Here is a 24,492-nt window from a genome sequence, read left to right on the forward strand (position 1 = left end):
CGGATGTTCAGTCAGGCATTTCTCGATTTCTCCTGGCTCAATGCGAAAGCCCCGGATTTTTATCTGATTGTCGTTGCGTCCCAAATAAATCAGATTCCCGTCTGGAAGATAGCGAGCCAAGTCTCCCGTACGATACATGCGGGCTCCGGTTGATGAGGAAAACGGATCGGTGAGGAAACGCTCCGCTGTCAAGTCCGGTCGATTCAGGTAACCACGGGTGACGCCATCGCCACCGATATAGATTTCGCCTCGAGCGCCTATAGGAACTGGCTGATGATGATCGTCCAGAAGATAGACACGGGTATTTGCGATGGGTCGGCCAATGGGCACATGGGTCATGCCGTTAGTCGGTCCAGTGACGGTATAGGTCGTGCATCCGATTGTGGTTTCGGTTGGACCGTATTCGTTGATCAGCGCGACACCCGGATACATTCGCTGCCAGATCTCCAGGTCATCTGGGGCGATTGCTTCGCCGCCGAGCAACAGCTTGCATGCAGGGGGAAGCGGATTGCCAGACGCCAGCAGCGAATTGAGAACTTTGAGGTGGGAAGGCGTCAGTTTGACCAGTGCATACGGTCTTCCATTCAGGATAGACTCAAATTGCTGCTCTGTGGGAAGGATCGTCAGCGGTTGGCCTGCAATGAGCGCACCTAATATGACAGTGACACTTCCGTCGAATGAGAAGGACATGGTCGTAGGCGAGCCGCTACCGCCGGCATCGGCATAATAGTTAGGAAGCGCCCACGTGAAATAATTTACGAGTTGTCGATGCTCAACCATGACCCCTTTAGGTGTCCCTGTCGAACCCGACGTATAGATGACATAGGCCATGTGCTCAGGCAGAAGGCCAAGGTCTCTTGGATCGAGATTCGAGTCGGTACAGTCATTCCATACGGGGCTGGCCGAATCCAGTTCGACAAGGCGTCGCCCGTGCAGTTTCTCCTCGTCGAACAGCCGGCGGCCGGTGACGTCACAAAGCAGAAACGCAGGATCGGCATCCATGAGAATGGTGCCAAGGCGACCAGAGGGATAGGCGGGGTCGAGCGGTACATATGCACATCCGGCCTTAAGCACCGCCAATACGCCAATCACCAGTTCAATTGATCGCTCAACGCAAATAGCCACCCGATCATCCGGCTTGACGCCTTGCTGGACCAGAAAGTGTGCAAGCTGGTTTGCTTGGGCATTGAGCTGCTCGAACGAGACCGTATCATCGCCAAAAATCAGCGCAGTCGCCCCGGGGGCGGCACGGACCTGATCCTCAAAAAGCTGGTGTATACACCGGTCCATGGGATAAGGAGACTGAGTCCGATTCCAAGTCTCCAGCAACAGGGTACGCTCATCTGGCGGAAGCAAATCAAGCTGGCTGGCACAGACATGGTACGCGTCCGTGCTCATCGCCGACTTTAACAAGATTTCCAGGTGCTCGGATAATCCATGCACATGCTCTGCCGATACTAACGATTCATCGAAAATCCACCTGCAAGATCCATCGCTTCTTCGTATTTGGAGGATTAACGAGCACTTCTTTACGCGTCCCTTCAGTTCATCGGATCCACGATCCGGGTCTTCCGTCAACTGAACGACTATCGGCCATGGGCGCTCGGTGCGCTGCAGGAATCTTGAATCCACCACATATTCCTCTGACATCGTTGTCAGCAACGTGAGGTCGGTGGCTAAATGCGAATAGATATCGCGAAAGGACCTATGAAGGTCTACGCTGAAATTCAGCGGAGCGATCAACGGAAACGGTACAGTAGACGCCATTTCTGTCCACCGCGCCGAATGAAGGTGCCAGCCCATTCGGCATTCTTCCTCGCCCGTGATTCGCGCAAGGTATATGAGCCACGCCGTCAGCAAATGGGAGATCCCTTCCATTGACTCGAGCGCGTGTAAGACATCGAACGATCGCCAATCACTCAATTTCCAAGATGGCGACTTCTGTTGCGGTCTAACGAAGTGAACTAATTGCGGAAACTGTGAGGGGTTGTGAGAATCGCCTTGGTCGCACCAGAACTGTTGAAATGACCTTTCCGGGGCGACGGATCTCACACTCTCTTTGTGAGCATCGTCTGGAGCGTTCGATTGTGGTTGCACTAAGGCCGTTGAATCTGCGCAACTGAGTTCAGCCTGCACTGAGTCTTGATTCATCACGAAAACCCCTGGGAATGGGTGGACAACGACGATGCTGCACTAAGTAATTCTGGAAATATCGGAAGGATTTCAAGTCGATAGCTTGTCGACGTCAAACCTCGAAGGTTATCGGCAGCAAGCTTGAGCGTCTCCTCTGATGCTGTCATGTAAAAGGACGCGACCTGCGAGTTTCTCGCACAAACCACGATACGTCGCGGTCACGGTCCTTTTAGTCGAGCTCTCAGTGCCGGCATAGAGCCATCAGTTCCGAATTAGTCGAGCGGCAAAGGGCGCCCTAAACCACCGGCTTCTACCAACGCACAGACTAACAGCGCCTCAACTGGTCGTATCAACGCTCGACTTCTCAGCAATTTGCGATGCCTCGCCCAGGATCTTCGGGATTTTGATGACTGTCCGCACGGGTGGAGGTGTCGCCATTATCATCTATTACCTAATCAATATTCGACAAGCGTTAGCTAGTAACCCGCCATCTTCAGTGTTCGTAGTTATCAACGATTATAAAAAACATGTCCAATTCATATTTTGAAATCTATGTATAATTTTTTCAAATGCTGACAAATTGCTTATTGCTTTAATTTAATTGTAAGAAAACTAATGCATGACGCATCTGTAGGCTTACGTGAACTGACGAATTGGCTTCGCTGGCTATGATGCACCCGGCTAATACTTAGATTTCGTTTTAAGAATTGGACTAGTAATTTTTTATCGGCCATAAAGGCGGTGCAAGCGACGCGACATGTGGCAGATTTGGGGAGAGCGACAAAAATGATCGTCGCACAAAGTTCCCCCACATGTGCGAATCGTTCAATCGATGTGAAGACAATATTGGCTCGCATCGCAACGCGAGAGATTTCATGTTGTCAGATAAGAAAATTACCTTGTCCCGTGATGAATTGGAAATCCAAAATAATCCTCTTCTGAAGACCATTTTTAGCGCTGCCCAACAGCACGGTCGAGGCGTCGCCGTTATTGATCGTGGGAAATTGTATTCTTACGAGGAATTGTTCACGAAGGCACGGTCATTCGCCTCATATCTAAGAGCATCCGGAGTTTGTGAAGGGCAAATAATTGCCCTGCCGATGCGAAGGGAGTATTCGTACATCTACTCGGTTATCGGATGTCTAATTAACGGGAACTCGTTCTTACCAATTGACGTGTACTATCCAAGCGAGCGCATTGGATACATGCTTGATGACGCCAATGCCGCTGCAATTGTCGTCAATTCCGACCTTGATGAGGCCACCTCGAAGGGCAGGAAGATATTAGACGTCCGGGACTTTGAGACAGTGGATCGATTTCCGGTGGAGCACATATATTCGTCTCGTATCGCCTATACGATATACACATCTGGCACTACTGGTCGACCCAAAGGGGTGCCTATCAGTTCGGCGGCGCTGAATTCATTTTTAGCAAACCAGGGCCGAGATCTAGACGTTAGTCACACCAGCCGATTTGCAACTACAGCGTCCATCTCATTCGATATGTCGATATGGGAGATCTTTATGCCTCTGGCTCATGGGGCCAGCGTGCTAATGTTGGAGCGTAATACGGTTATTGATGGAAGGCTGCTAGGATCGGCACTCCTCGACCATCGGGTGACGCATATACTGATGACGCCATCGATGTTGTCGATAATCCCGGAAAGTAGATATCCCGACCTGAAATGTGTAATATCCGCAGGCGAAAAATGCCACCCGACGACCGTCGCCAGATGGTCGGAAATGACGAAATTTTACGATGCCTACGGGGCGTCTGAAGCGACGATTTATACGACCATTATCAAGAAAACGCCTGAAATGTCTTCTGCCTGTGTCGGTCATCCCATAGCTGGCAGCGATGTCGTTATTATTGATGAAGCTTTCGGGATACTCGAACCCGAGCAGAATGGCGAGATATGTATCATCGGAGAGTCGGTATCGGACGGGTACTACAATCGCAAAGAATTAAATGCTGATAAATTCGTCGTGATCGACGGTCGACGAGCTTATCGTACTGGTGACGTCGGATATCTGGGCCGGGACGGATGCCTTTTTTATAAAGGACGAATTGACCGCCAGGTCAAATTTAACGGACATAGGATTGAACTCGAAGAGATCGAGAGGGTCGTTAGTGACTGCACACTCGTTAATTCGTGTGCTGCGGTCCTGCACGAGTCACCAGGCAGAAAGTCTGCATTGTTTTTATTCGTTGTACCCAATGTGGATCACGATTTTCATATGAGTGAACTCAGGGCGGAAATGCGAGGTTTCCTGCCTGCGCATACGATGCCTACGCGTATCTTTACTGTGCCTGTAATGCCAATCACGCAAAACGGGAAGGTTGATTTTTCTAAACTGTTGAAACAGACGTTGGAGTATGCAGAATGACCAGTCATCTGGAGAGCACCGTCGGAAGAAGCCAGCATGAGAAGATGGCGGGGATTTGGGCCAATGTCCTCGACCACCAAGAATTTGGAGTGTCAGACAATTTCTTTGACGTGGGTGGGCATTCACTTGTTGTGACCCGCCTGGCGATAGAGATCGAGCAGGCTTTTGGCGTTAGCGTACCCGTGGATGCGATCTTCGATCAGCCGACCATCGAGTCCTTGTGCGCCTATATTTCAAAGAAATCCTAGGTTATTGTCACTGATACAAGAAGCATTCATAGAGATCTTCGAAACTCGAGATTACTGTGTCCCTTTCATCCACCTAGGAGAAGCGGCGCAAATCGAACCTATCGAATGTCAATCTTCCCCTGCATAAAAGTCGATATGGATAACGAAATAAAGTCTGAAAAAATACCGCTCGAACGACGATCACTTAAGAGAAATAGATCTTCCGATCAAAGACAGTAAAAGTCCTCACCGATAATAGATGTAGTCACTTCACCGGCTGGTTGTTTTTGGGATGTTGGATAATAAAGTTCTCTGTTCGAAAAGCAATGAAAGAACATTTTTTGGAGAGTGTCCGTTATGAATGTGGGTGAGGTTCGCAAAAAATTCTTTGAAAATGGATTCTATGGACCGTTCGACGTTTACGAACCAGTAGAAGCAAAGAATCTACTTATGGAGATCAGGCGGAAAAGTCGTGATATGAGTAACGCAATTTTTAAAAACGAGTGCAACTACGACAGACATTTCGACATCGACGAGCTTGCTTCTCACATTGAAAACCGAACTGTTATCGACCACGTGAGTGCCATCCTCGGACAGAATCTTTTATGTTGGCGATCTGAGTTTTTCCCGAAATTCCCGGGCGCTAAAGGGACCGAATGGCACCAAGTTGAGCGGTTCCAATACACAACGGGAAACCCGCAACTTCAACCGAGTGGTGGGCAACCAGGGGATATACCATTTGAACTCACCGTATGGACGACCTTCACCGAATCGGACGTCGAAAATGGTTGCATGAAATTTCTACCAGGCTCACATCGTCACAAATACTTCGATGAAACGATTGAGCCAAAGACCGGGCGTAACGCAGAGTACAGTTCGATATCGGCCGACACTTCATTTTTTGGCTACAATTTTTCTGAGTTCAAAGTCGATCCGGAGTGGACGCCTAACGAAGATGAAGCCGTATCCGTGGAAATGGAGCCTGGGCAGGCGATCATTTTTACCGCAAAGTGCGTGCATGGCTCGCATCCAAATACGACGAAGAACAAAACTCGTTTCGCGATCAGCTCGCGTTATGTATCCACTGACGTTCTGGTGTACCCGAACCAGAAAAATTTCGTCGAACATGGAGGGGCCTTTGATCTCAGTGAATACGGTGTCGTCCATGTGTCGGGCGTCGACGAATATTCGCACAATCGGATTCGAAAACGGACCAATACGGGTTATACGTTTCGGTAAGTCGGGCTGGTAACGATAGGTCGTCACGTATAAGGCATGTATCCTCGACATACGACCAATGCGGGAGTAATTGTAAGGGGCGCGGCAGGCCGTCATCCGATAAACAAGGACAGTGCGTCGATTGTGCCGGTGGGGGCCACGTTTTGGAGGAAACATAGCTATACTTACGATCAAGGCCTCTTTAACGTTCGAATTACACTCAAAAGACTGGTGGATTGATCTTTGTTTCGTTTGCCTAAGAGTGTGGCCAGAATATCGGGTGGCGAACAGCCTGGCCGGATTGAGGCAACAAATTCGCTAGTTTGCGTTTCGTGTGCGTAGATGTCGCGAACACCATGTAGTCTCGCCAGATTCAATTGGAGAGCAACGTCGGATCGTGTGTCATCCTGCTGAACTGCCCAAGTTGTTAAAGCTGGATTGCTGCCAAAACTCACAAAGATGCTTATTTAGCTGTCGAGCTCTGAGTTGGCCGGGATGCCGGTGTTTCAGTTCGAGCGCCGCTGACAACATGTACTGATTTCGACCGCAGAAGCCGATAAACCCGACAAGCGAGTAGCTAAACGAGGTCTCTCTTAGCGTTAAATTATCCATACGTTATTAAACCCAAGACTATGATGGCATTGCGCGCGAAGAAAAGTCGGGAAATCTTAAATTGCATCCGTGACGGCGTTGATGTTTATCTCGGCTCGGTGTTTTCCGAGGACGAGGTAAAGCTGATACAGAGAAATGTCGATTCGCTGAGGATTGAATTTTCCGCCAAAAAGTCACTTATTAGCGAGCGACGCGGTAAATTTAGAAATATCGTATTTTATGAAATTCTATGTGAAAGGTATCCATGGTTTAAATATAGTGTCGATCGAGATGGTCGTGTGAAGTCAAATCTCCATGAGTTTCAGATTAATGGTTCGGGTCCGTCATTGTTAGCTTTACTTTTCGAAAAACAGATTGAGATTCCGTCTGAATTACAACGACGCTATGGCGAGTCGCTATGCGACGGAAATCTCGCTGTACAGTTGGAGCGACTCTTCCGAGATGCGCAACTCATGTATCCGGCGCGCGACACTTTCGTTCGATTCATAGACGCTGTTAAACGCGCTATATCCACTCGTGAACCCATTACGGTCGTGACAGGGATCTGTCCTGATTATTCCTATGTGGTCAAGGAAGGATTGGTGCGATTCACATTTGAACATGTGGGAGACGAAATCGGATTTAGTGGACGCAAATTTATATCCATGATCCCAGCCCTATCGCGATTCATGGCCGCGCTTGAATCCCCATATTCGACGTGCATTTTCGGTGCGGACTTCGAATGTTTGAGTGTTTCAGGTGAAGGAACGTCAATCAAGTGCGCTTCGTTCGAATTCGTGGATAAGGTTAAGCGACAATTGAAAAAGATATCCATGTCGGTGAGCGTGCCTGTAGAGGTCTCATTCTTCTTTGACCGCGTGGGGGGAGAAGATGTTTGGTTGCGACGCCATGGGCAGATCCTGGATCGATTGCTTCAAGGCGACTATGGAGAGACTGGTCTCTCAGGTCCGGATGTGGAGGAAATATTTGCATCGAGGAAATCGCTTTATCGCGCATGGTTTAGTGATGCTGAAGAGTCGTTTCTTAAGCATTTGTTCCTAAAGCAGGCTGCCGAGTTTGCACTCATTGGTGAGATATACGACCATGCGTTTCGTAATTTCGTGATATTTGGGGTTGACCACTTTAAAATGGAGCCATTCTATTCATTCTCTAAGCGGGTTCCAGTGATTTATCGAAAAATGGATTATACGTGATTCATTTGCCTTGATTTTGGGGCGTACGTCAGTGGTCAATCCGCGCCTCATTTGATTCGGTCAATTACATAACACTAGCAAAATTGATTATCCTTGACTTGTCGTCCGGTTGAAAATTGACGGTTTTCCTACGCATTTTGAATTCCGACGAAAAGTGCTTTACTGATGGCCGTGGCCATAGGGCAAACGTATAACTCCGCGTACGTTAAATGAGGTAGCAATGAATACATATCGTGATCAAGTCGTGATAATAACTGGGGGAACCAGCGGCATCGGAGAACACATCGTCAGACGAATGGCAGCTGAAGGAGCGAAAGTCGTCACAAACTCCCGATCGGTCGACGGTTGCCGGATTGAGGAGGAGCTAAGAGCGCAGGCCCTTGATGTAGTCTGGACGCAGGCGGACGTTTCTAGGCCGAACGAATGCAAAGCTCTCGCTGAGTTGGCGATTGAACGTTATGGAAGAATCGATGTGCTCGTAAATAACGCCGGAAACAAACCCGAAACGTTAGACCGATCCGTTGCTTCGCTCAATGACAGTGATTTACAAGATGCACTTTCCACGCATCTCAATGGGCCCTTCAATCTTTGCACGGCGGTCTGGCCTTATATGGCAGAGCAAAAATATGGTCGCATCCTAAATTTTAGCTCTGGTCACATTTTTGGTTCAATGAAGGACCATGGGATTATCCCTTTCGCAATTGCGAAAGCTGGAATCATGGGCCTGACGCGATCCTTGTCGTTTCCAGGGAGGCAATGTGGAATTCGGATCAATGCTATCTTTCCTGCTGCACTCGATACTCAATGGAATCGAGTCGGTTGGAATCGCATATCAGAATCTGCAGAGCGTCATCTTGCGGGCATCTGCTCAAAGCGGTCTCTTTGGCCCTTCATAAAGTGGATTTGCAGCCGCGACGCAACCTGCAATGGCGAGTTTTTTAGCGTTTGTAACGACAACATGACGCGAATATTCATTGGCGATACAGTTAACGTGAGCTGCAATGGCTTCGACGCGGTAGGCCCGTGTGTTGAGGAATTATCGAACGCCGAGGACTTCTATATCCCTCGTAGTATCGGACATTTTTTCGGGGAGCACCTTGGTGCTGTCAAAAGCGAGCAGGTTGCTTCGTTGATTGCCGAATTGTCGAGGCGGGATGCTGAATAACATTAAGCCAGAATGCGTTAGTAGAGCTCGTGGGAGTATCGTGTCCACGTAACGAATAAGCGGATACGGGAACACTATCGTCGAAGAATGTATGCCTTCCGAACGCCACCACCGGCAACGCTACAGCGAGGAGTTAAAGGTCAGGTTCGCCGCTGTTTGCCACGGAACCGGAGTATCAGTTGCAGTGGTCGCGCTGGAACACCGGCTCAACGCCAAGTTGCTGCGGCGCTGGATCGATCAGGCAGAAGTCCGGCTGCCCAAGGGTCTGCCGGCCGTCCGCAGATTTGCAGCAGCATCTTCACCCGCCGGCCCACGCAAAAGGCCAGCGACATTGGCGCGTTGCTGCCGATTGATGGCAGCCGAAACAGGCCAACACCTAACCCCGCTCACCAAGACGGGATGGCTTGTCGCTTACACATTTTTTACCTTCTGACAGGATGGACGGTTGTCGAGAAGTGATGTGTCAGTACGAATGACGCTTAGTCGTCCGTCGTTCACATTTTTCGATCGATTGAGTCTCGGGGCGACTCGCTCGCCGAAGTTGCGGGCTTGCCGCCGGCGAGCGTATTGAGACCTACGCTAGTAATAATTAGCGCGGTAGCCGCAATCAACGGGAAGGCGGGTTTTTCACCGAGAAGCAGCCAAGAACAGGCGATTCCGAACACAGGCACGAGCAGAAGGCCTAGAGAGGTCATTGTCGACGGAATGGCGCGATTGACTGTGGTTAATGCCCAGTAACCGAGCGCGATACCAAATACCCCGCCATACAGCAGTAGCCCGATCGCGCGTGCGGGTAGCGTGAGCGAGGGAACGCCTTCAAAGAAGATTGCAACTGGAAAAAGCAGAATGGTAGCGAGCAGCGACTGCCAGAATGTCAACTCGAATGGAGGTGTAACCCATTTATGGGCGCGGTTATACAAAATGCTCATTGCCCAGAACAGTGCAGCGAGGAGGACGAGGCCGTTACCGTACAGCGCGTGTGGGTCGCTCCACGAGAACCGCTGCGGATCGAAAAGCGCAACGAGACCAGCGACGCCGAGAAGTGCGCTCAGTATGCTCAGCCAGCCCACCTTCTCGCCGAGCAGTAGATATGCGCCGGGAATCACCCAGATCGGGGTTGTGTATGCGAGCACGGCAGACCGACCAGCGGTCACAAATTTTAAACCGATGCTAACAAGAGCCGAAGACGTCACCATGTGCAACACGCTAACTGATATAACCACCGGGAGGTCGGACCGTTTCGGAATAACTAGTCTACCGCGCGCAATGCACAGCACCAGTAATGCCAGCGCGCCCACAGCGGAGCGCAGAAAGACGATCCAAAGAGGAGGAAGATCCCGCAATAGCAGCTTCCCAATGGGCCAACTGAGTCCCCAACACAAGGCTATGAGAACTAGCAATAGAGAGGCGCGACCTTGAGTCATATTGGTGAGTAGGATAGGAGTGCACGCCTTGGTGCGACTGCCAGATTGTGCGTCGAATTGGACGGTGCCTTGTGCTTGCGTCTGACTGACCCCGAAGCACCACATCTCTCGCGTTGCTACTTTTCGTTGCACACACTGCGTCGTACGTCGTGCAGATTCAGATTCGGAAAGCCCCATCAATAACAGCAGTGATGGCGCAACATTGATGTCCCACAGACGATGGCATACAGGCACTCTTTGCTGCCGGATTTTTCAAAGAGTCAGAGCAGATCCATAAGCTCCATCGTCTGGGAGGTTTCTTAGGAGGATCTAGCCAATAGCCAGGTCGTCGATAAGGAGGTGCTTTGGTTCCTTTCGTCCCTGAGAATCAAGGAAAGCGTGAAAGGCGTCGAGGAAGACCTTTTCAGCTAGACTGCGCTTCTGATCGGTAGCCCACAACATGCAAATATCGATATCGGCTACGCCTTCTTGAGGGGGGAGGCGTTGGAGGCGGCCTTCTGCGAGCTCCGCTTGCACCACATGTTCGGGTAGGAACCCGATGCCCAAGCCGGCAGCGATCAACCGTTTAACTTCCCATACGCTCGAAGACGAGCCTATGACTCGACCCGTTAGACCTCGCTCGTCGCGGAAGAAAGTTAGAGCGGACATGTGATCACCTACTTTGTCGCTAGAGAAGGTCACGATTCTCTCTGTCGAGAACTCGCCAATGTCAAGGTCGACTCGGCCAAAAAGTGGATGGTGGGGGCCGCAGAAAAGGGCGTAACGTTGGGGTAAAAAAATTCTACTGTTAATGCTCTTTGGAAGGCTGCGCCTAGGTGTCAGTCCAAGCGTCGCAGTCTTTTGTTGAAGGCAGTTAACGACTTCAGAGCTACTCATTTCTTGGCTTTCGAACTCGATACCTCTATAGCGCCTATGAAACTGAGCGAGAAACGCGTCATAGGCCGGAAAGTCTATGCCGCTGACCATTCGTACGCGCACCAGTCCACTAACGTCTTCATTGCCCTCCAACTCGTTGACTGATAGACGCGAGATGGTCCCGTACACCTCCTCAGCGATGCGCATAACATCGGATCCTGACTGCGTGACCTCAATGCGCGGCCCTCGGCGGGCAATTAGTTGGGATCCAAGTTGCTGTTCAAGGCGCCGTAGTGCTTGGCTTACCGCAGGTTGGCTTATATGCAGACGCTCCGCAGCACGGCTTACGCTTCGCTCTCTGGCGATTGCAAGAAAAGTTCTCAGCAGGTTCCAGTCCAAACGGTCATTCAAATGCATTGTGATAGCCCTCGTCTTACATTCTTATTAATATATGGTTGACCTGTCAGTATTCGGAAAAATTATACACAGATTTCAAATTGAGAATTGGACATGACAATTGTAATCGTTGATAACTATGGAAATTGATGGCTGTGAAACGGTAAGTAAGGATTCTCAAATATCGACCTGCTTAGGGGATGGTAATCGATAACTGTCGAACCCGCTTGGTGATAGCCGTAGAGAAAAATTTTATGCATGAGGCATCGATACTTGATGGAATGCAAGGCAATCTTTCGGGTACCTAGGCTACTGTCCGTGGTGAGCTACTTGAGCAAAATTGTCAAGGGAGCATCTCCACCGGATACCTCGAACGGGGGCTTGTTTGCGACACGGGCGCTGCAAGCCTGCAGCTGAAGGGCCACACGGATCTACTGTCGCGTACATCTTGGAGTTATATCGCTACCGAATAGAGATTTGGCTAGCGGTACAGACGCTGTGAAGGAGGATCGTGACTAGGTGGATTGGGACTGGCTCGATCCACTCTTGGTTGCAGTGTGTCGAAATTTTTTACGACAGCTCATTTCGGTGGACGGATATCAAGAAATGGAAAATATAAAGATGTACGCGTGGAAACAGGGAATTCATAGTGAAGATTCGAACAGGAGTGGGCGGGTACATACGGCTTCAGAATTCCGCAGAGTTTCGCGGGACGCGGTGGGATGATCAGTAAGTCCCTCGGGAGTTGCCCACATGAGGACGTTGTGCCTCCGAATGCCGCGTATAGAGCGTCACTCGAGGCTGAACTGTCCGATCCCGAAGTATGGTCTCGAAGCGTCCTTGGGGATTTGGAAGCCGCGCAGGATAAGTCACCCAGCGCTAGGACGGTACTGCTCGATCGCTATTACCTCATATTTTCGCAATAGTTCGCAGCTCCTTGCGTCTGGCGGATCACCTCCGGCGGACGTATCTGGGGCCGTACCTCGCAAATCCGTATCACTTCCAGCGACGCAACCGGAGAATTGAACGTGAACGACCGAATCGAAGTGCGCAGTTCTGAGTTCGCACTAAGTCAGGAGGAGTTGGTGTCATTTCATCGCGACGGCTATGTGGGGCCGTTCGATCTGTACTCCGCAGACGAAATGGAGGCGAATCTCCAAGCGTTGCGGCCCAAGCTGCTCAATACGAAAAGGGCTATTTACAGCCAAGAGCGCTCCATTTCGGGGGTGACCAACCTCGCGAATTACGATCGCCATCTTGATGTTGATTTCCTAGCTTCGCATATCACGCGGGCGGAGATCGCGGATCGAGTATCGAGCATACTCGGCCGAGACGTGCTTTGCTGGCGCAGTGAATTTTTCCCTAAATATCCTGGAGATGAAGGCACCGACTGGCACCAGGCGGATAACTTTTCGAACGTTGCTGGTTCGAAGCATCCGCAGATCGTCTGGCCAGAAGATGCGGATTTCGGAGGCACGATCACGGTGTGGTCAGCCTTCACTGACGCAACGATCGAAAACGGCTGTCTCCAGTTTATCCCTGGCACACACCGCACCATGAACTACGATGAGTCGAAGGTCATGGAGTACCACGAGGAAGCCATCAACAACGTTGAAAAGCAGGGCGTACGCCGTGGCTTTTTCGGCTACGACTATCGGCAATTGCAGAAAGACCCGAACTGGAGTCCGGACGAATCGAAAGCCCGATCTATGGTCATGCGCCAAGGGCAGTTCATCATTTTCTGGTCCACGCTGATGCACGCTTCGCATCCGCACAGTGGGCTCACCGAAAAGATGCGTCTCGGCTTCGCGGCGCGCTACCTTCCTACTTCGGTGCGAGTGTATCCGTATTCAAACACGCTTGAGGAGTTCGGCGGCAGCGCGAGGCTTGACAAGTTTGGCTGCGTGCTGGTGTCCGGGCAGGACAATTTCGGACACAACCGGTTCGTCGATCGGACCTTCAACGGTTACCCCTTTCAAGTGCGCTGATTTCGCGTTCCATACGAGAGCTCGACATGAACAAAGACAACGAAGCAATCAACACCGAGGCATGGTTGATTGACGCCTGTACGGCGCTCGGCTTGCGCGTCGAAAACGCTGAAAGCGATTTCTTCGAAGCAGGTGGCACTTCGATAACGGCAGTGAAGTTGCTCGTGCGCGTGGAAGAGCATTTCGGGGACGACGCACTGACGCCCGAGATTCTTTTCGCGCAAAGCCGTGTCGCCGACCTCGCGCGGCACATCTCGCAGCACCGTACAACACGCGAGGCATGACTGTGTCGTCATTGGTGAACGAGGTGCGCTGGTGCCTTGTGCCGCGACCCGTCGCCAAGCCAAGGCTGCGACTGATCTGCTTCGCCTACGCGGGCGGCAACGCGGAGCTTTTCCGACCGTGGATCGAGTATCTCGATGCCGACATCGAGTTGGTCGCGGTCCGTCTGCCAGGGCGCGGTGCACGGATTCGCGACCCGCTTTATGACGCTTGGCCGGCGCTCGTCGAGGATTGCGCGAAGGCGCTCGCGCCGTACCTCGCCGGGCCCTATGCGTTGTTCGGCCACAGCTTCGGCGGGCGGCTTGCCTACGAGCTCGCGCGCGCGGAGCGCTCGTTGGGGAGCACAAATTGCCGACGGCTCTTCATTGCCGGCTGCCGTAGCCCGGACAGAGCGCAGGCACAGCCGTATCTGCACGGATTGCCGGACGCTGCGTTTCGTGAGGCGCTGCGCACGATGGGCGGCACACCCGTGGCCGTGCTCAAGGACGCGCGGCTGATGAATCTCGTGCTCCCTGCGTTGCGTGGCGACATGCGACTCGCGGAGTTGTGGCGTGATTGGCATGGCACGCCATTCGACGTTCCGCTGCACATATATTACGGACGTCACGATCCAATCGACAGCGAGATGTGTGTCGAGGGCTGGAGGCGTTTTACAACGGCCGGGTGCGAGCTGTTTGGCATCGATGGAGCGCACTTCTTTCTTGAAAGCCATCGCGACCAGATGCTCGCGCATTTGATCGCATGTATCAGGAGCTAGAGCGATGAACTCGTTGCGTTGCGACGAAGCTGCTTGGTTGCTCCACGAGCGGATCAACCGGACTGCCGTACCCTACCCCGACGACACGACGGTTAACGAGCTGTTCGAAATCGTGGCTGCGCGACAGCCCGACGCCCCTGCCGTAATCGATGGAGACGAGACCTGCTCGTACCACGCGCTGAACGCGTTTGCTGACGCGCTTGCCGCGCGTTTGGAAGACGCGGGTGCGCGCCCAGGTGACGTCGTTGCGCTGACCCTGCCGCACGGCCTCGCACAAATCGTCGCGCTGCTTGCGATTCTTAAGGCGGGCGCAGCTTATCTGCCGCTTGACGCGGCGTGGCCTGCGCATCGACAAGCGCAGCTGCTCGCGCAAACGGGCTGCCGGTATGTGATGTGTGCCGAGATGCCCCCTAGGGGCAGCGCGTTCGAGACGTGCGAGATTCTGATCGTCTCGCTCGACTTGCTGCGTGTCTGCAGCGCGGACCTGGACACCACGCGAATTGGTTCGCGAGCACGTGCGACAGCGGATTCAATTGCGTACTTCAATTTCACGTCAGGTTCGACGGGGAAACCTAAGGGCGTGCCAATCGTGCATCGAAGCATTGCACGCCTCGTGTTCGGCGCATACTACGCGCGACTCGATCGAACCAGTCGGGTGCTCCAGATGGCGCCTATCACGTTCGATGCGGCGACCTTCGAGATATGGGGCCCGTTGCTCAACGGCGGCGTGTGCGTCATCTATGATGAAAGCTTCGTGCGCGCGTCGCGCCTGCGCGGACTGATCGAGCGTCATCATATCAATCTCATGTTCTTGACCACAGCGCTCTTTAACGCATTAGTGGACGAAGCGCCCGCCACGCTTGCAAATGTGGCCACCATACTCACCGGCGGCGAGGCACACTCTATGCGCCACATGAGCGAGGCGTTGCGATACTATGGCCCGGGCCGAATCGTGAGCGTCTATGGCCCAACCGAGAGTACGACGTTCGCGACGTGGTATCCGGTGCGGGAAATTCGCTCCGACGAAACGATGCTGCCCATCGGCTTCCCGATCCAGAATACGCGTATATATGTAGTCGACGAGGGCGCGCTATGCAAGTCCGGACAAACCGGTGAGATCTGTATTGCAGGGCCGGGATTGACACCCGGTTATCTGGGCCTGAGCGAGTTCAATCGAGAGCGCTTCGTCGAATACGAACTCGGTGAACGTCGCGAACGCCTCTATCACAGTGGCGACACGGGCTATCTTCGCGAAGACGGTGTGCTGGTCTTCCAAGGCCGCAAGGATGAACAAGTTAAGATCAACGGCTTTCGAATTGAACTCGGCGAGATTGCTTTTCACTTGGATTGCCACGCTGGTATCCGACGCAGTTGCGTGACCGTGCACGACGACGGCATTGAAAAAAGGCTCGTAGCCTTTGTCGTGGCGAAGGATGCGAACTGCCACGCCGAGTGCATCCGTGCGGAGCTGGCCGAGGTGCTACCTGCCTACATGGTGCCGGCGCAGATCCATCTTTGTGACGACCTGCCGATTTCACCGAACGGCAAGATCGACCGCCAACACCTCAAAAAGCGACTGGAGTGAACTTATGGGCCTCAGCAAACGTGCTCAGAATTTCCAAGAGTTTCTGACGAACCACGGACTGGATTTCAAGGTGCAGGAACTACCCGTGTCTACGCGCACTGCCGACGACGCAGCGCAAGCGCTCGGTTGCGATAAGGCGCAGATCGTCAAGTCACTGGTGTTCCGCTCGCTCACGGACGACCGGCCAGTTGTGGTTCTTGCGAGCGGGCCGAATCATGTGAACGAGCGGACGATCGCGCAGCTGTTTGGCGCTGACGTCATCAAGGGCGACGCCGATTTCGTTAAGGAAAAGACTGGCTTCGCGATCGGTGGCGTCCCGCCGATCGGGCATAAAGAGGAAATCGAGCTGTTCGTCGATGAGGATCTGCTCAAGTTCGGCGAGTTGTGGGCGGCCGCCGGAGCGCCGAGTGCAGTGTTTCGGATCGTGGGGCACCTCACCGAAATTCTGCCCGCACACCGCGTGGTCTCAGTGAAATAGAGGGGCGCGCATTTTGAAACCATATCTAGGCGAAACGCGCGGCTCCCTCGCGGTCGACATGCGCGAGAGACTGCGCGCATGCCTGTTGCCTGAAACCGAAGCTGCCGAGGTGCGGGGTTACCTCCCGTCTGCGATCTGGCGCGCGCTCGCGGACGAAGGTTTACTCGACCTGCCACTCAACGGCGAGGATTTCGTGCGCAGTGCCGTGTTTCTTGAGGAGCTGGGGCGCCTCGGCTACGCCGGTGTACGCGCGTCAATCGGTGTGCATGCATTCATGGCGGCGGCTTATCTCGCGTGGTTCGGCAGTGAGGCGCTTCGGGCGCGCTATCTCGCCCGCATGCGTGCGGGCGAAGCTATTGCGGCGTTGGCGATCAGCGAGGACCAGGCGGGCAGTGACCTGAGCGGGCTGCAGTGCAGCGCCCAGCCAGCCAATGACGGCTGGCTTGTAGACGGTATCAAGCGTTTCGTCTCGAACGGCTCGCAGGCCAAGTTGTTCGTCACGCTCGTAAAGACCCAGGCGCGGCGGCACGCGCTGGCAGGGTGCAGCCTGCTAGTGATTGATGCGCATGCGCCCGGCGTGACGCGCACACCGCTCAACCTGCTGGGCTGGAAGAGCGCCGACGTATGCGATGTGCGCTTCGAGCGCGTGCCGGTGCCGCGCGAGAATTTGATCGGTAAGGCGGACAAGGCTTTCAGATATCTCATGCAAGGCCTCGATTTCGAACGTATGGTCGCCGGTATGCTCGCACTCGGCGGAGCCGCGCATAGCATCCGGCTCTTGGACCGGTTCGTACGTCAGCGAATTGGGCACGGTGCGCCGCTAAGCGTGAACCAGTCGATTCGGCACGAACTTGCAGATTTGATTGCGGAATTGCGCCTCGTGCGAAGTTTCGGCTACCAAGTCGTTACGCAGCACGCAGAGGGACGACTCGGTTCGGGCGACGCTTCGATCCTCAAGCTGCGTAGCACCGAACTTGCCCGGCGCGCAGCGGGCCTGTGCGTGCAATTTCATGGTGCGCGTGGCTATCTCTCGGACTCCGAGGTCGCGCGGCTCTATCGTGACGCAAGCGCGGGCACTATCGCAGCGGGCGCGAGCGAGCTGATGCGCGAAATGATCTTCGACAGCGTGGACGCGGAGGCGCTCCTCGACTAGCGCCGCGACACGTGTATCAACTGCGCCTTTCCCCTCGAATCCTGCTTGATTCCCAACGGAGGCATGTAATGTGGCTGCTACAAGTGGCGCTTGTCGTTCTGGTCTGCAATGGCTGCGGTGCAATCGTAGAGCGTTTTGGACAATGTAAAGTCGTCGGGGAGATCGCTGGCGGCATCTTGCTCGGTCCGCTCGCACTAGGCGTCGTCACGCCCACACTATACAAGGATCTGTTCTCCTCAAGCGCAGTGGCGGGGATCGGTTCGCTTGGCGACGTCGGGTTAGTGCTGCTGATGTTCAGCATCGGTTTGGAGATTCGCACGCCGTCACGGCGCGCTCTGCGTGATCCCGTTGTTATCGCGCTGGCGGGCATGGCGTTGCCGTTTGCCGGCGGCATGGTGATCGCCTGGTTATCGCACCAACTGCTCGCGCCACAGCAGCCTTTTTGGCCCTACGTGCTCTTTTGCGGCGTGGCGTTGTCGGTGTCCGCCGTCCCCGTGATGGCGCGCATCGTCGGTGATCTGGGCTTGGTCCGGCATCCTGGTGCTGCCTCAGCGCTGTCGGCGGCGATGGTCGGTGATCTGTTCGGCTGGTGTATGTTGTCCCTGATTGTTTGCTTCTCGCGTAGCGGCGTCGGCTGGCGCGCGCTAGCCATCGATACGGCGCTACTGGGCGCTTACGTCATCCTGCTCGTGCTCTGCATGAGGTGGTTTCTGCGGCGCGCGCTCGAACGCTCGCTCCTGCAGGGCGGGTCGCGCGACACGGTGGCGATACTGGCTGCCCTTGTGCTCATCTCGAGTTGGGTCACTTCACGGCTCGGCTTTCACTCGGCCTTCGGTGCACTGCTGCCAGGGATCCTCTTGCGGGATGTGCCTGGCTTACAAGAGCAGTTTGAACGCTTATTGGGTGGCTTCTTGCATACGATCCTGATGCCAATCTTCTTTGCGTACGCGGGTCTGAATCTGCAACTCTTCGACGTGACGGCGCATGCGCAGTGGTTTTGGCTGCTGGCATTCGCCACCGTGGGCTTCTCGGGGAAATATCTTGGGGCGTTCGCGGGATCGCGACTCGTAGGGCACTCGCAAGCCGACGCCACAGTACTCGCCACGCTAATGAATGCTCGCGGGCTGATGGAACTTGTGTTTCTGTCGATCGGCCTGCAAATGCGCATCCTGCCGCCAAATGTGTACACCATGCTCGTGATTTTCGCGCTTTTCACCACGGCGGTGACGGCACCGCTGTTGCGGCGGTACATGCGGGCCGGGACGACCGGCGTCGTGGACTCGATCTAGTCGGCGATGTGCTATGCATTGGCGCCCTATGTGTGGCGCGTTAAGAAGGGGAAAGATGGTGTACCGACATGGGTCCCACTCATTCTGCACTTCTGCGAAGCTGGACTTTGCCCGACCACACCCGATTGCTCGCAACTGGTAGACAAATCCAGCTCCCTGGAAAAACCCTACAGCCTGTAGAAATGGATACATTATGCAAACAGTAACTAGGAGCGTTTCTAAAGGTCCATTTCCAGGACCGCTGATCATTGAGTCAGACTCCTCTACGCTTCCGCTGGACGAGTACCTTGCTGAATACCTTCCGTCGCTTCGCGACGAACTCGTACAGCACGGCGCCCTCTTATTTCGAGGCTTTCCGGTTTGCTCTGTCGAAGAGTTTGATCGGGCAGTCAGCGCGTTCATGAATTCGCGCCTCAACTATACTTACCGGTCCACGCCCCGCACGATGCTTGGCAAGGAGGTTTTCACAGCCACCGAGTACCCTCAGACGCTCGAGATACCCTTGCATTCGGAAAACGCATATCAACGGGAATGGCCTATGGTTGTGGCATTCGCCTGCATGCAACCCGCAACGGCTGGTGGCGCTACCCCCATTAGCTCCATTCGCGTCGCTAGCTCACTTATGGGCGCATCTATCCTAGACATGCTCACGGAGTTGAAGATCAAGTATGTTCGGCATTACCGGCCCTACGTCGATCTGCCGTGGCAGACTGTATTTCAGACCGAGAGCAAGATGGATGTGGCAACCTTTTGCGAGAGCCACGACATTCTGCACGAGTGGCTCGACGATGAAACTCTACGCACGGAGCAGGTCTGTCAGGGGACAGCCATGCATCCCGTGCTTGGCGAGCGCGTTTTCTTCAATCAGGCCCATCTTTTTCATGTATCTTCGCTCGGGACGGCTGCGGCCGCACCGCTCATTGAGATGTTCGGTGAGAACGCCCTACCGCGAAATGCCTTCTTCGGTGATGGGTCTGAACTTAATGCCGACTTTCTGCGACGCATCAGGAGCGCCCTGCAAAAGGGTATCATCGACATCGAATGGCAGCGTGGTGACGTAATGATCCTCGATAACATGCAATTCGCACACGGTCGACGCAAGTTCACGGGCGATCGTAAGATCCTTGTCGCGCTTGGGGAGCCGCATCGACCTTGTTGAGTCTGAGCTCTCAGTCCGGCCGGCGAAATCGGTTAAGATTAAGTGGCGAAGAACGCTAAATTTCTTTGCGCTTTGCCCGAGGTATTGTCCGGTTTAGCGTGCATGCCGTCACCATATCGCAGAGGCGGTAATTGCATGGCAGGTTAGTTGTTTTTCGATAAATGCCCGTGACTTAAATTTGCTAACAAAGCGGACTCGTCTGCTGCAAGGATTTAATGTTAGAACACACCGACCATGCGTCAAATCTGGGTAGCAAGATCCGCGCGCTGCGATCAAAGCTGGGTCGCACTCTTGAAGAAATCGCGGTAGCCTCGGGTCTTTCCAAAGCGTTCCTGTCGCAAGTCGAACGTGGATTGGCAAACCCTTCGATAATGTCGGTGAAGCACATTGCTGGTGCCCTCGGCGTAGAGGTCTCTCTCCTTTTTCAAACACCCAGTGAAGAGATCTCGATCCGCCGCCGAGAGCAATTGGAATTTGCTAACTTTCTTGATTCGGAAAACTCGTTTGCACAGTTGACCCGTTTGAGCGGACGGCGAAGACTAGAAAGCGTTCTGGTGCGCTTGCCAAGCGGACAAGCACCATTGGAAATCGCAGGTTTCGCCGGGCAAGACTTTCTGTTGGTGATTGCAGGTGGGGTAGTATTGAAATTGGGGAGCGATGCGTTCATATTAGGTGAAGGCGACAGCATTCACTATGAATCACCCGTACCACATAGCTGGGTGAACGCTGGACGTAAAGATTCGATCGTCATTCGGGTGCGAGCGACACGAGAGAAAGCGTAAAACTCACTTCAATAATGGGCCGAGAACTTGGATAAAGATCTGCAAATTCTCGATTAGATGGTTCCGGAGGCGATACGCTGTCACCGAAACAATCGCCGGTGTGAAGCGTATAAAATGCGGGGGCTCTTCTGTGACGTTACAGCGGTCTTCACCTGATAATACAACGCCGCCATCACATTCGCAACGCTTGGGACATTGGGAGCGATCGCATCTCCATTCAACCTGCAAGACGATATCGATGCTGGGGCGCGAAAAGCAATTTCGCTTGCAATAGCGTGAGTGCAACGCGCCTTTGATCCCGTTCTCTAACATGGCCTTCCAGGTGGACATTCTCGATGCGCCTCGAGCCTATGACGCAGGCGTTGAACTGCTGAGCATCAGGTTCGATTTTAATATGGAGCTTGACGGACCGGGTTTCGACGTTCTGTCCGACGACGAACGCGCGAGAGCGAGGAGGTTCGTGAGGCATGAAGACGCGATACGATGCGCGGCGACACGGGCTGTGTTGCGCCGAGCGCTCGCCGAGCGCACTGGTATGCCTGCAAGCGAATTACGGTTTGGGCGAGGCGCGCTTGGTCGACCGCTGTTGGTATCAGCGAAAGGTATTCTACACGCAGGGCTGGATTTCAACGTCTCGCATTCCGGCCAGCACGGATTGATCGCTCTTGCCACGGGACGTAGAGTCGGTGTCGATATCGAGATGTGCTGCCCAGACGTTAATTGGCAAATGATAAAGGGGGCGGTATTCGCTTCGCGTGATGACGCATGTGTTGCAGTTCTGCCAGCACTACAGCGCGTAGACGCGTTCTACCGTGTATGGACCGCGAAAGAAGCGTTATTGAAAGTTCTTGGACTTGGTATCGCAAAGGGTATGACGTGGTTTTCGGTGTTAGAAGGAGAGCACGAGGATCCCTTTGTGCGCGTGATCAGTAGGCAATTGGACGATGCGGGGGAACTGAGCGCACTCAATGCCGCGTGGTGTGGCGTTCCACCCGGCTATGTTGGTTGTGTTGCGTGGTCGGAATCCGGGCCGCGTTGACGGGGCGTCGGAAGTGGCCTTCTGGGATATTAGATGTTTTTCATTCTGCGGCAGAGTTTCACTGAGGAATCCATCTTTGTGATGGTGGTCGTTGTAGCTGACTTCGTCGCAATGCTACCGCATTCGCGGATGTTGCTCTGGGGTCAGCCGACGGAATATTGCAATATCAAACTCGAATGTTATCGCGTGCGCGAACTGCACGTCCATTCGCGTGATGCTGTACACCTGACAAGACAACAGCCATCGAAATTTATTATGGTGCTCGAGAAGCTCGGAAAACTGTAAGCGACCAGCGAACCCTTCTTGACGTGCGACTTGGAGGATGGCTGCGGTTTGCTGCCAACAATGGGACAGCTGGGCTGCGGGGATATCGTGCGCGAAGTAAAAAAGCTGTCTGTGAGCCAGCCTGTCTGACCCGGTCAAGGTCGCACCACTCCCATCCATTCGCTGTCAGACGGCTATGAAGATGCAGGCCGTTGTTGTCGTGAAAGTGGGCATTGTCAGATCTGGAAAACCGGTCAACGAGGAGGGCGACAACCGGCGGGAGCTGTTCGATGCCGCGAACGTGCCTCAGCTGGACCTGCAACAGGAGACCGGGAAAGAATTGCTCCTCTTCGAATTCACGACACTCGCCGCAACTGTAGTCGCATGTTTCACCCATGAAGGAGTTAGCGATGACGCCGGTGGCGCTAAGGCGTTTGCAGCAGAGCGCGAGGTTCTCCCTGAATATCTCACGGGCATCTGCTGCCTCCAGAGTGTCGACAAGGTCGGGACGGTCTTCCGTAAGCCAGTTCTCGATGATGGCCGCATCGATATTGGCGTAGAAGTGGGGACCACATTGGTAGCAGTCGATAAGTTGCCGACATAGTCTATCGCGCGTTGCACGACCGAGTCGCTAGGGCCGCGTCTTTGGAAGTTCGGCAGATGAAGGGGGCAACCGTCACTGGACATCAGTGAAGGCGGCGTAGCAGACATTGATTGTTTGGTGCTCAATTCGATTTCCCGCGATTGGATGAAAACAGGTATTGCGCGCGGTTTTAGCCAAATGTGCGAATGAGACAGCGAACGAAGACTAAGCGACGCGATTATGGAAGAGTCGACTGTCGTGTAATGCACGCGAGAGGGGGCGACGAACCACAATCGTTAGTCCTGCGTCGGACGCCTTTCGTCCAGTCGAAATGCTCATACTTTTTCCCGACACGGACAACACGTCATTGCGGACGCATCGGTTTCAGCCGTCTCTAGACGCTGAAAACCCGTAAGACTTCATAGAAGAGAGTGCCTGCGATGTACGGTAGCTTTCGAAAATTGAAGTGCTCGACCGAGGCCGCTTGCCAATCAGCAAAAGGGCCAAATCGCAGAGTCGTGGGCACTCGTTTTCGCACGGCAGTGCTATTGAGGCGTTCGAAGTCGGTGTGACATGGCTTTCACGACACCATGCATATGAAGCTCGCAAGGAAGTCTCGAAACCAGCCGATTTTCACGACTAGCATGCGATAGCGGTCGCACGCGAATCGGCCGTAAGCGTTGTCGGAAAAGGATGTTCATTTTCAACCTTTTTGTGGCGTGACACGATTGTCCGGGAACATTTAAGAGATGAGCAATTTAGAGGGCGTTAGATACACAAAAAAGAAGGGAAGAAACATTTCGAGATGTGAAAAGATCCGCCATTGGCCTGTCGGACAGGGCCTGGCGCGTGCCAAGCGACCGACGCCATTGCGATGCAGCATTCACTTGATAAGTTCCATCAAGTTGTGCGCGCAACGATAGCTATCAGGCGCATGGCTGCGCACCAAGACGGCCATGGCGTGTTGATGTTCACGCAGAATTGACCCACCGGGGGTGCGGCTAAAAACTTGGACTGGTTTATGCTGCTATTCCCAAGCTCTCCCGGTATTCGAGCGGGCTGAGAGCGCCTAGCGAGACCTTGATCCGCTTTGCGTTATACCAGTGCATGTAGGAGTCAAGTACCTCAATGAATTGCTCAACGGTCGTAGCCCGCCAGTCTCGAGGATGAAACCACTCCGTTTTAAGTCGACCGAAGAAGCCCTCGCAGGCCGCGTTATCGGGTGAGCATCCTTTGCGTGACATCGAACGAACCAGCTTGGCATCGCGCATCCGTGAGAGCCACCCGGGCCAGCGATAGTGCGCCCCGCAATCAGAGTGGACCACAGGCCGCTTACTGCTGTTGGCTACCGTCTTGATGCCCTCGTCGAGCATGGTATTCACAAGTTCGGCATCTGGCCGCGTGCCGATTGTCCAGCTCACCACAAGACCATCGAAGCAGTCGATCAACGGAGACAGATACACCTTGCCGGCGGGGATCTGGAATTCGGTAATGTCGGTGAGCCACTTCTCGTTCGGGGCTCC

22 protein-coding genes are annotated in these 24,492 nt (G+C 53.7%); 18 read left to right on the forward strand and 4 right to left on the reverse strand.

From position 1 onward, the window contains the following. The coding region (locus tag BLT65_RS45090) for a non-ribosomal peptide synthetase (protein ID WP_167306666.1) at positions 1-1,878 on the reverse strand (1,878 nt) is incomplete at its 3' end. Between the two features lie 1,130 nt (positions 1,879-3,008). Between BLT65_RS45090 and BLT65_RS45095 the strand changes: the two genes are divergently transcribed. The 6 genes from BLT65_RS45095 (at position 3,009) to BLT65_RS45120 (ending at position 9,368) form a co-directional block, all read left to right on the forward strand. Next, the gene (locus BLT65_RS45095; RefSeq protein ID WP_167306667.1) at positions 3,009-4,520 is read left to right on the forward strand and encodes an amino acid adenylation domain-containing protein; all 1,512 of its coding nucleotides are present in this window, start codon (positions 3,009-3,011) and stop codon (positions 4,518-4,520) included. Next, on the forward strand, positions 4,517-4,768 hold the full coding sequence (locus tag BLT65_RS45100) for a phosphopantetheine-binding protein (RefSeq protein WP_091790547.1): 252 nt from the start codon (positions 4,517-4,519) through the stop codon (positions 4,766-4,768). Before BLT65_RS45095 ends, BLT65_RS45100 begins: the two co-directional genes overlap by 4 nt. Positions 4,769-5,104: 336 nt before the next feature. Next, positions 5,105-5,986 carry a chlorinating enzyme gene (locus BLT65_RS45105; protein WP_091790548.1) on the forward strand — a complete coding sequence of 294 codons (882 nt, stop codon included), beginning with the start codon at positions 5,105-5,107 and terminating at the stop codon, positions 5,984-5,986. 611 nt (positions 5,987-6,597) lie between these two features. Beyond that, a complete protein-coding gene (locus BLT65_RS46990; protein ID WP_167306668.1) occupies positions 6,598-7,770 on the forward strand; it encodes a hypothetical protein in 1,173 nt (390 codons plus the stop codon). Positions 7,771-7,990: 220 nt separating this feature from the next. Then, positions 7,991-8,935, forward strand: a complete 945-nt coding sequence (locus BLT65_RS45115; protein ID WP_091790550.1) for an SDR family NAD(P)-dependent oxidoreductase — start codon at positions 7,991-7,993, stop codon at positions 8,933-8,935. A gap of 91 nt (positions 8,936-9,026) precedes the next feature. After that, entirely contained in the window at positions 9,027-9,368 is a 342-nt protein-coding gene (locus BLT65_RS45120) for a transposase (RefSeq protein WP_091790551.1), read from the forward strand. A 61-nt stretch (positions 9,369-9,429) separates the two neighbouring features. On the opposite strand, the gene BLT65_RS45125 is transcribed toward BLT65_RS45120, so the two are convergent. Continuing rightward, the gene (locus BLT65_RS45125; protein WP_341865859.1) at positions 9,430-10,536 is read right to left on the reverse strand and encodes a DMT family transporter; all 1,107 of its coding nucleotides are present in this window, start codon (positions 10,534-10,536) and stop codon (positions 9,430-9,432) included. Positions 10,537-10,668: 132 nt separating this feature from the next. Continuing rightward, a complete protein-coding gene (locus BLT65_RS45130; RefSeq protein ID WP_091790552.1) occupies positions 10,669-11,631 on the reverse strand; it encodes a LysR family transcriptional regulator in 963 nt (320 codons plus the stop codon). 1,007 nt (positions 11,632-12,638) lie between these two features. Here BLT65_RS45130 and BLT65_RS45135 point away from each other — a divergent pair. The 12 genes from BLT65_RS45135 (at position 12,639) to BLT65_RS45190 (ending at position 22,990) form a co-directional block, all read left to right on the forward strand. Beyond that, positions 12,639-13,598: a chlorinating enzyme gene (locus BLT65_RS45135; RefSeq protein WP_091790565.1), complete on the forward strand. Its 960-nt coding sequence runs from the start codon at positions 12,639-12,641 to the stop codon at positions 13,596-13,598. A gap of 26 nt (positions 13,599-13,624) precedes the next feature. Beyond that, a complete protein-coding gene (locus tag BLT65_RS45140; RefSeq protein ID WP_091790553.1) occupies positions 13,625-13,882 on the forward strand; it encodes a phosphopantetheine-binding protein in 258 nt (85 codons plus the stop codon). Between the two features lie 2 nt (positions 13,883-13,884). Beyond that, positions 13,885-14,637 carry a thioesterase II family protein gene (locus BLT65_RS45145; protein WP_244187094.1) on the forward strand — a complete coding sequence of 251 codons (753 nt, stop codon included), beginning with the start codon at positions 13,885-13,887 and terminating at the stop codon, positions 14,635-14,637. Between the two features lie 4 nt (positions 14,638-14,641). Continuing rightward, the gene (locus BLT65_RS45150) at positions 14,642-16,222 is read left to right on the forward strand and encodes an amino acid adenylation domain-containing protein (protein ID WP_091790555.1); all 1,581 of its coding nucleotides are present in this window, start codon (positions 14,642-14,644) and stop codon (positions 16,220-16,222) included. A gap of 4 nt (positions 16,223-16,226) precedes the next feature. Beyond that, complete coding sequence (locus BLT65_RS45155; protein WP_091790556.1) at positions 16,227-16,700, forward strand: YbaK/EbsC family protein; 474 nt, start codon at positions 16,227-16,229, stop codon at positions 16,698-16,700. An 85-nt stretch (positions 16,701-16,785) separates the two neighbouring features. Then, entirely contained in the window at positions 16,786-17,853 is a 1,068-nt protein-coding gene (locus tag BLT65_RS45160) for an acyl-CoA dehydrogenase family protein (RefSeq protein WP_244187096.1), read from the forward strand. Between the two features lie 68 nt (positions 17,854-17,921). Further along, positions 17,922-19,142: a cation:proton antiporter gene (locus tag BLT65_RS45165; protein ID WP_091790558.1), complete on the forward strand. Its 1,221-nt coding sequence runs from the start codon at positions 17,922-17,924 to the stop codon at positions 19,140-19,142. 193 nt (positions 19,143-19,335) lie between these two features. Beyond that, positions 19,336-20,301 carry a TauD/TfdA family dioxygenase gene (locus tag BLT65_RS45170; RefSeq protein WP_091790559.1) on the forward strand — a complete coding sequence of 322 codons (966 nt, stop codon included), beginning with the start codon at positions 19,336-19,338 and terminating at the stop codon, positions 20,299-20,301. Between the two features lie 215 nt (positions 20,302-20,516). Further along, on the forward strand, positions 20,517-21,083 hold the full coding sequence (locus tag BLT65_RS45175; protein WP_091790560.1) for a helix-turn-helix domain-containing protein: 567 nt from the start codon (positions 20,517-20,519) through the stop codon (positions 21,081-21,083). A 322-nt stretch (positions 21,084-21,405) separates the two neighbouring features. Beyond that, complete coding sequence (locus BLT65_RS45180; protein WP_167306669.1) at positions 21,406-22,122, forward strand: 4'-phosphopantetheinyl transferase superfamily protein; 717 nt, start codon at positions 21,406-21,408, stop codon at positions 22,120-22,122. Between the two features lie 33 nt (positions 22,123-22,155). After that, the gene (locus tag BLT65_RS45185; protein WP_091790562.1) at positions 22,156-22,407 is read left to right on the forward strand and encodes a hypothetical protein; all 252 of its coding nucleotides are present in this window, start codon (positions 22,156-22,158) and stop codon (positions 22,405-22,407) included. Positions 22,408-22,582: 175 nt separating this feature from the next. Next, positions 22,583-22,990: a hypothetical protein gene (locus BLT65_RS45190; RefSeq protein ID WP_091790563.1), complete on the forward strand. Its 408-nt coding sequence runs from the start codon at positions 22,583-22,585 to the stop codon at positions 22,988-22,990. 998 nt (positions 22,991-23,988) lie between these two features. On the opposite strand, the gene BLT65_RS45195 is transcribed toward BLT65_RS45190, so the two are convergent. Continuing rightward, a partial coding sequence (locus BLT65_RS45195) for an IS3 family transposase (protein ID WP_143036717.1) occupies positions 23,989-24,492 on the reverse strand: 504 nt, incomplete at its 5' end.

This window comes from Paraburkholderia steynii, from assembly GCF_900100565.1.
GTDB classification, from domain to species: Bacteria; Pseudomonadota; Gammaproteobacteria; order Burkholderiales; family Burkholderiaceae; genus Paraburkholderia; species Paraburkholderia terrae.

What these genes read in the sequence shown, in the direction of transcription:
- BLT65_RS45095 (WP_167306667.1), top strand. Translation starts at nt 3,009, where the DNA reads ATGTTGTCAGATAAGAAAATTACCTTGTCCCGTGATGAATTGGAAATC.
- BLT65_RS45100 (WP_091790547.1), top strand. Translation starts at nt 4,517, where the DNA reads ATGACCAGTCATCTGGAGAGCACCGTCGGAAGAAGCCAGCATGAGAAG.
- BLT65_RS45105 (WP_091790548.1), top strand. Translation starts at nt 5,105, where the DNA reads ATGAATGTGGGTGAGGTTCGCAAAAAATTCTTTGAAAATGGATTCTAT.
- BLT65_RS46990 (WP_167306668.1), top strand. Translation starts at nt 6,598, where the DNA reads ATGATGGCATTGCGCGCGAAGAAAAGTCGGGAAATCTTAAATTGCATC.
- BLT65_RS45115 (WP_091790550.1), top strand. Translation starts at nt 7,991, where the DNA reads ATGAATACATATCGTGATCAAGTCGTGATAATAACTGGGGGAACCAGC.
- BLT65_RS45120 (WP_091790551.1), top strand. Translation starts at nt 9,027, where the DNA reads ATGCCTTCCGAACGCCACCACCGGCAACGCTACAGCGAGGAGTTAAAG.
- BLT65_RS45125 (WP_341865859.1), bottom strand. Translation starts at nt 10,536, where the DNA reads ATGGGGCTTTCCGAATCTGAATCTGCACGACGTACGACGCAGTGTGTG.
- BLT65_RS45130 (WP_091790552.1), bottom strand. Translation starts at nt 11,631, where the DNA reads ATGCATTTGAATGACCGTTTGGACTGGAACCTGCTGAGAACTTTTCTT.
- BLT65_RS45140 (WP_091790553.1), top strand. Translation starts at nt 13,625, where the DNA reads ATGAACAAAGACAACGAAGCAATCAACACCGAGGCATGGTTGATTGAC.
- BLT65_RS45150 (WP_091790555.1), top strand. Translation starts at nt 14,642, where the DNA reads ATGAACTCGTTGCGTTGCGACGAAGCTGCTTGGTTGCTCCACGAGCGG.
- BLT65_RS45155 (WP_091790556.1), top strand. Translation starts at nt 16,227, where the DNA reads ATGGGCCTCAGCAAACGTGCTCAGAATTTCCAAGAGTTTCTGACGAAC.
- BLT65_RS45165 (WP_091790558.1), top strand. Translation starts at nt 17,922, where the DNA reads ATGTGGCTGCTACAAGTGGCGCTTGTCGTTCTGGTCTGCAATGGCTGC.
- BLT65_RS45170 (WP_091790559.1), top strand. Translation starts at nt 19,336, where the DNA reads ATGCAAACAGTAACTAGGAGCGTTTCTAAAGGTCCATTTCCAGGACCG.
- BLT65_RS45175 (WP_091790560.1), top strand. Translation starts at nt 20,517, where the DNA reads ATGTTAGAACACACCGACCATGCGTCAAATCTGGGTAGCAAGATCCGC.
- BLT65_RS45185 (WP_091790562.1), top strand. Translation starts at nt 22,156, where the DNA reads ATGTTTTTCATTCTGCGGCAGAGTTTCACTGAGGAATCCATCTTTGTG.
- BLT65_RS45190 (WP_091790563.1), top strand. Translation starts at nt 22,583, where the DNA reads ATGAAGATGCAGGCCGTTGTTGTCGTGAAAGTGGGCATTGTCAGATCT.